The sequence below is a fragment of the Streptomyces sp. IBSBF 2435 genome (assembly GCF_036815005.1).
GTDB lineage: Bacteria > Actinomycetota > Actinomycetes > Streptomycetales > Streptomycetaceae > Actinacidiphila.
This window is the reverse complement of sequence record NZ_JAJSYW010000002.1, coordinates 107,877-113,423: the sequence shown is the minus strand read 5'-3', so window position 1 is coordinate 113,423 and position 5,547 is coordinate 107,877. Positions and strand designations below refer to the sequence as shown.

General features: G+C 71.9%; 3 protein-coding genes, 1 tRNA gene and 2 rRNA genes. 5 read left to right on the top strand and 1 reads right to left on the bottom strand.

From position 1 onward, the window contains the following. The 4 genes from V7E46_RS01425 to V7E46_RS01410 form a co-directional block, all read left to right on the top strand. Nucleotides 1-99, top strand: a 23S ribosomal RNA gene (locus tag V7E46_RS01425); the annotation flags it as partial. A 99-nt stretch (nucleotides 100-198) separates the two neighbouring features. Continuing rightward, nucleotides 199-315 (top strand): 5S ribosomal RNA (gene rrf, locus V7E46_RS01420). Nucleotides 316-448: 133 nt separating this feature from the next. After that, nucleotides 449-1,177: a DegT/DnrJ/EryC1/StrS family aminotransferase gene (locus tag V7E46_RS01415; RefSeq protein ID WP_333766664.1), complete on the top strand. Its 729-nt coding sequence runs from the start codon at nucleotides 449-451 to the stop codon at nucleotides 1,175-1,177. A gap of 94 nt (nucleotides 1,178-1,271) precedes the next feature. Beyond that, nucleotides 1,272-1,344: transfer RNA gene (locus V7E46_RS01410), tRNA-Thr, on the top strand. Between the two features lie 80 nt (nucleotides 1,345-1,424). Here the strand turns inward: V7E46_RS01410 and V7E46_RS01405 are convergent. Beyond that, the gene (locus V7E46_RS01405) at nucleotides 1,425-4,064 is read right to left on the bottom strand and encodes a SpoIIE family protein phosphatase (RefSeq protein WP_333766672.1); all 2,640 of its coding nucleotides are present in this window, start codon (nucleotides 4,062-4,064) and stop codon (nucleotides 1,425-1,427) included. A gap of 321 nt (nucleotides 4,065-4,385) precedes the next feature. Between V7E46_RS01405 and V7E46_RS01400 the strand changes: the two genes are divergently transcribed. Then, the coding region (locus tag V7E46_RS01400; RefSeq protein WP_443053936.1) for a HAMP domain-containing protein at nucleotides 4,386-5,547 on the top strand (1,162 nt) is incomplete at its 3' end.

The following is a 5,547-nucleotide window of genomic DNA, read 5'->3' as shown; positions in this document are numbered from 1 at the left end:
GGGTAAGGCTCCCAGTAGACGACTGGGTTGATAGGCCGGATGTGGAAGCCTCGTAAGGGGTGGAGCTGACCGGTACTAATAGGCCGAGGGCTTGTCCTCAGTTGCTCGCGTCCACTGTGTGGTTCTGAAACAACCAGCCGCCATACACTCGTACCGTTATTAGTGGCGGTTCGGGTGGTGGTGTGTGTTTCATGGTGTTTCGGTGGTCATAGCGTTAGGGAAACGCCCGGTTACATTCCGAACCCGGAAGCTAAGCCTTTCAGCGCCGATGGTACTGCAGGGGGGACCCTGTGGGAGAGTAGGACACCGCCGAACAATTATTAGAAAGCCCCGGCCCCCGAGCCTTGTCTCGGGGGCCGGGGCTTTTTTGCTGCCCCGTTACCCGCTGTTCATATCGTGCGGAGACTCTGGCCGCCGGGACAAGCGGAGGTGTGGAGACGTGCAGCAGATGACGACTGCCCAGCGGCGGCACAGGATCGCTTCGGACACGACGGCTGCCGCCCTGCGTGACGCGCTGGTGCGGCTGGGCATCGGGACCGGCGACGAGGTCATCGTGCCCTCGTTCGGCCCCGGCGCGCCCGCCGACGCCGTACGGCTGGCCGGCGCCGTACCCGTGTTCGCGGACATCGACCCGCGGACGTTCTGCCTCGACCCGGAAGCGGTCGCGGCCGGCATCACGTCCCGCACGGCGGCCATCGTGCCGGTGCATGTGTTCGGGCACCCGGCACCCATGACGCGGCTCAACGAGCTGGCCGAGCGCCGTGCGTTGGCCGTCGTGGAGGAGGGCGCCGAGGGCGGGCGTACCGAGGACGCGGGAGCCGTCGCCAGGCGCCGGGCGCACGCGCGGTTCCTGGACTCGGCGTTGAGGGGCGTCACCGTGCCCTACGCCGAGCCCGGGGCGCACCACCGCTATCACCGCTACACCGTGCGGATACCGGGCAACGGACGTCCCGACAGGGACGCCTTCGCCGCCGCCCTGGCCGCGCGCGGGGTGCGGGCGACGGTCAGCGTGCCCGTACCGGTGCACCGGATGCCCGCGCACCGCGCGGGGGTCGTGCTGCCGCAGACCGAACTGGTGGCCGCGGACACCCTGTCGCTGCCGGTGCACTCGGGCATCACACAGCGGGAGTTGACGTATCTCGCGGATACCTGCAACGCGCTGGGCGGGCTGATCTGAGCCGGCGGCCCGCATGCCGGCTGGCCGGGCTGACCAGGCGCTCGGCCGACTTTCCCGCACAGCCGTTCATGAGCTACGATCTTCCCGTCGACGCGCCCCAATAGCTCAGTCGGTAGAGCGTCTCCATGGTAAGGAGAAGGTCTACGGTTCGATTCCGTATTGGGGCTCTGACAAGGAAAGGCCTCCCGCCGACGGCGGGAGGCCTTTCTGGTGTAGCGGCCGCACCGGCACACGAGGTGCCGGGTGGTCAGGTCTGCGGAAGGGCCGGCACCCGCATCGCCAGGATGGCCATGTCGTCGGAGGGGGCGTCGGACGCGAAGCGTTCCACCGCGCGCTGGATACGGGCCGCGACCGCGCCGGCCGTCAGGCCCGTACAGGTGGCCAGGACGTCCGCGAGGCCGTCGTCGCCGAGCATCCTGGTGCCCTCGCGGCGCTCGGTGACGCCGTCGGTCACGCAGAGCAGGACGTCGCCCGGGTCGAGCGTGACGGACTGCTCGACGAGTTCCAGGTCGTCCATCACGCCCAGCAGCGGCTGCGGTTCTGCCGCGGCCTCGACCGTGCCGTCGGGTCGCAGCCGCAAAGGCAGCGGATGGCCGGCGCAGACCATGCGGAGCACCGCGCTGCCGTCGTGCTGCGGCCACAACTCGCCGTAGAGCAGGGTCAGGAAGCGGCTGCGGGCACCCTCGTCGAGGATGGCCGCGTTGAGGCGCTCCAGGACCGCGGGGCCGCCGAAGCCCTCGCGGGCGAGCAGCCGCAGCGCGTGCCGGGCGAGGCCGGTCACGGCTGCGGCCTCGGGGCCCGTACCGCAGACGTCGCCGATGGCGAAGCCCCAGCAGCCGTCGCGGATCGGGAAGAGGTCGTAGAAGTCGCCGCCGACCTCGTTGCCCTCGCCCGCGGCGCGGTAGACGACCTCGACCTCGACGCCGGGCACGTGCGGCAGCTCCGGCGGGAGCAGGCTGCGCTGGAGGGCCTGGCTGATGGCGGTGCGCTCGCTGTAGAGGCGGGCGTTGTCCAGGGCGAGGGCGGCGCGCCGGGACAGGTCCTCGGCCAGTTCCAGGATCTCCTGGCGGAAGCGCTCGTCGGACGGTTTGCCGAGGGTGAGCATGCCGATGACGCGGTTGCGGGCGACCAGCGGCAGGACGACGGTCTCGCCGCCGACTGCCGCGGCCGTGGCAAGGGCGACGCCCGGGGTGCTCGGCGGGCGGCCGGCCAGCGTACCGGAGCCGCTGGGGCCGACGCCGAGGCTGCGCAGCGAGGCCCGCAGGGCGCTGGAATGGGCCGCGTCCGAGGGCGCGGTCCAGGCGCGGGCGCCAGGCGTCGGGTCGGGCTCGGGGGCACGGACCTGGGAGAGCAGCGCCTTGATGCCGTCGATGCGGTCCTCGTCCTCGTGCAGGACGAAGGCGAGTTCGGGTTCCGACTGCTCGGCGATCGTGTAGACCGCGCACCAACTGGCCAGGGTCGGCACGGTCATCTGGGCCATCAGCGCCAGCGTCTGGTCGCGCTCCAGCGTGCCCGCCAGCAGGTCGGAGGCCTCGACCAGGAAGGACAGCGAGCCGCGGCGCAGCCGTTCCAGCTCGGTGAGGCGGGCGCTCTCGACGGCCAGCGCGATCCGGTCGGCGGCGAACTGCAGCCGCAGCGCCTGCTGGTTGGTGTAGCGGCCCGGGGCCTCCGCGGCGACCCCGAGCGAGCCGGTGAGCCGCCCTTCGACCTTGAGCGGCACGGTGACGACCGAGCGCATCCCGGTACCCGACAGCAGTGGGACGGCGCCGGGAACGGCTGTCAGGTCCTCGTGCACGGCGGGCATCCTGGCGCTGCCGTACCGCCCGGTGCCGGCCTCGACGGGCACGCGGGCGAAGCGCTGGCGGGCCGAGGGCAGGCCGGTGGAGGCGCGGACCTCGAGTTCGGTCTCGTCGTCGGTGGCCAGCAGCAGGTAGGCCGCGTCGCCGTCGAGCATGTCACGGGCGCGTTCGACGGTGCGCTGGAGCAGGCTGTCGAGGTCGTCGGGGGCGGGCGAGCCGATGAAGACCTCGAAGGCGTCGGCGTTCTTGCCGCGCTGGACCAGGCCGGTGTCGGACGGCGCGTTGCCGCGGGCCGGGGTCTGGAGCACGGCCCGCTCCTCGACGCGTACCAGCAGGCAGACGGTGGAGGGCTCGCCCGAGGTGTCGCGGACCCGCAGGTGGGAGCCGTAGACGGGCAGGACCCGGCCGTCGCTGTTGCGCAGCCCGTAGGTGCCCTCCCAGCGGGAGAGCTGGAGGGCCTCCGCCAGGCCGATGCCGGTGCCGGGGGTCTGCGGCCAGGCGGTGAGGTCGGCGAGTGACTTGCCGACGGCTTCGGCGGCGGGGTGGCCGAAGAGGTCGGCCGCGTCGTCGTTCCAGCGGGTGATGGCGCCCCTGCGGTCGACCTGGATGACGGCGACCCTGACCCGCTCGTCGGCGACCGGCAGCTCGGCGGCGGGCAGCAGCGGTCCCGCCGAGCGGGTGCCTGCCGGCCGCTCGGGCAGGTCGAGCTGGAACCACACGTGCTTGCCCGCCGCCGTGTATTCCACGCCCCAGCGGCTGGCCAGCGCGGCGCACAGCAGCAGGCCGCGCCCGCCTTCGTGGTCGGGGTCGCGGTGCGGCCTGCCGCGGCCCTGGAGCGGCACCTCGCGCTCCGGGTAGTGGTCGGCGACCTCGACGCGTACCGCCGTCTCATAGCGCAGGCAGCGCACGTCGGCGGCGGTGCCCGCGTGCACGACGGCGTTGGTCACCAGTTCGCTGGTCAGCACCACGGCGTCGTCCACGACGTCGGCGAAGCCCCAGCCGTGCAGGGTGTCCCGTACAAAGGCCCTGGCCACTGCGACCGACCGCCCCACCGGTTCGAAGCTGGCCGATGCCCGAGCCGTGATCACGGATCTCCTCTTGACGGATTCGGTGGTGTCCCGCAGCCGCTGCCGGGTCTCGCCACGGTCGGTCGCCCGCCCGTGCACCGTGCGTCGTACTGCCATCAGGCAAGGCTAGTGCGTCGCGCCCCGGCCGCGCCGTGCCGTCGTCAAACCGGAACGTGCCGTGCCGGTCGCGGTACGTGTACGACCCCTGTTTCGGGCGTAGCGCCAACGGCCCCGCCGCGTATGCGTTACGCCGGATGTTGTCGGGCCGGCCTGCGAAGGTGGAAGACTGGAGGCGCCTAACTCAGGTACATGCAGGTCGATCGACCCTCCAGGAGGGACACGGTGGAGTCTGGCGCATCGGCGCGGGGCACAGTCACGCGTACGAAGAACGGGCGTTCCCGGGCCGGCGGGACCGTAGAGGTCGATTCGGCCGCGCTCACCAAACTGCTGACCGCGCTCGCCGCGATGCGGGACGGCAACTTCCGCCGCCGTCTCACGGTGGCCGGGGACGGCGTGATGGCGGAGGTCGCCGCTGTCTTCAACGAGGTCGCCGACCGCAATCAGCACCTCACCGGGGAGCTGGCACGGGTGCGCCGGGTCGTCGGCCGGGAGGGCAAGCTCACCGAGCGGCTGGAGACGGGGGCCTGCGAGGGTGCCTGGGCCGCCGCCATCGAGGCGTCGAACGCGCTGGTGGACGATCTGGTACGGCCGGTCTCCGAGGTCGGCCGGGTGCTGTCCGCGGTGGCCGAGGGCGACCTCGAACAGCGGATGGACCTGCGCGCGCAGAATTCGGACGGCTCGGCGCACCCGCTGCGCGGCGAATTCCTCAAGGTCGGCCGTACGGTCAACGGCCTGGTCGACCAGCTGTCCGCGTTCACCGACGAGGTGACCCGGGTGGCCAGCGAGGTCGGCACCGAGGGCAAGCTCGGCGGCCAGGCGAAGGTCCGCGGCATGGCGGGGTCCTGGAAGGACCTGACGGACTCCGTCAACACCATGGCGTACCGGCTGACCGCGCAGGTGCGCGATATCGCCCTGGTGACGACCGCGGTGCTCAAGGGCGACCTGTCGCGCAAGGTCACCGTGCATGTCGCGGGCGAGATGCTGGAGCTGAAGAACACCGTCAACACGATGGTGGACCAGCTCTCCTCGTTCTCCTCCGAGGTGACCCGGGTCGCCCGGGAGGTCGGCACCGAGGGCGAGCTGGGCGGCCAGGCGCAGGTGCCGGGCGTGGCCGGGGTCTGGAAGGACCTCACCGACTCGGTGAACCTGATGGCCGGCAATCTGACGGCCCAGGTGCGGGACATCGCGCAGGTGACGACGGCGGTCGCGAACGGCGACCTGACGCAGAAGATCACCATCGGCGCGCGCGGCGAGGTCGCGCAGCTCGCCGAGACGATCAACGCGATGACCGAGACGCTGCGGACCTTCGCCGACGAGGTGACCCGGGTCGCCGGTGAGATCGGTGCCGAGGGCCAGCTCGGCGGTCAGGCGCAGGTGCCGGGCG